The organism is Pseudomonas viridiflava (assembly GCF_900602065.1).
In the GTDB taxonomy this organism is placed as follows: Bacteria; Pseudomonadota; Gammaproteobacteria; order Pseudomonadales; family Pseudomonadaceae; genus Aquipseudomonas.
This window is the reverse complement of sequence record NZ_UWFN01000026.1, coordinates 1-329: the sequence shown is the minus strand read 5'-3', so window position 1 is coordinate 329 and position 329 is coordinate 1. Positions and strand designations below refer to the sequence as shown.

Annotated in this window: 1 protein-coding gene; it reads left to right on the top strand. The window is 62.9% G+C overall.

All coding sequences use genetic code 11. From position 1 onward, the window contains the following. The coding region (locus EE949_RS00125; protein ID WP_241152836.1) for an alanine--tRNA ligase-related protein at positions 1–329 on the top strand (329 nt) is incomplete at both ends.

The following is a 329-nucleotide window of genomic DNA, read 5'->3' as shown; positions in this document are numbered from 1 at the left end:
GAATCCGGCGGTCAGATCGGTGACAGCGGTTTCCTGCAGGCGGGCGAGGTGCGTTTTGACGTGCGCGACACCACCAAGACCGGCGGTGCGTTCCTGCACCACGGCGTCGTGGCCCGCGGCAGCCTGACCGTAGGCACCCAGGTTGAAACCGAAGTGTCGGCTGAGGTTCGTCAGGCCACCGCGTTGAACCACTCCGCTACCCACTTGCTGCATGCGGCATTGAGTAAGGTGCTGGGCGATCACGTTCAGCAGAAAGGCTCTTCGGTCGACAGTCAGCGCCTGCGCTTCGACTTCAGCCACTTCGAAGCCATCAAGCCTGAGCAGTTGCG